The organism is Gilvimarinus sp. 1_MG-2023 (genome assembly GCF_030548285.1).
Map to the genome: position 1 here is coordinate 1 of NZ_JAUOSC010000963.1, position 274 is coordinate 274.

Annotated in this window: 1 protein-coding gene; it reads left to right on the forward strand. The window is 59.5% G+C overall.

What is annotated here, in order from left to right; genetic code table 11:
* On the forward strand, positions 1–274 hold a 274-nt coding region (eutB, locus tag Q4563_RS19735; protein ID WP_303605727.1), incomplete at both ends, for an ethanolamine ammonia-lyase subunit EutB.

The following is a 274-nucleotide window of genomic DNA, read 5'->3' on the forward strand; positions in this document are numbered from 1 at the left end:
CAGCAAGGCCGGAGATCGTATTGCCGGACTGGCCGCCGCGGATGAAATTGAGCGCGAAGCGGCCCGCACCCTGTTGTCTCAACAGACATTGCAGCATCTTTACGATACTCCGCTGACCGATGCCGAAGGCCGCATCGACAGCGTGATGCGGATCAACTACGACATCGATATGGCTATCTTCGCCACCTTGCGCCATATGACGTTGGGGCAGCTGAAGGATTTGATGCTGGCCAGCAAGGGGCCGCGTATCCGGGAACTGGGCACCGCCCTGACT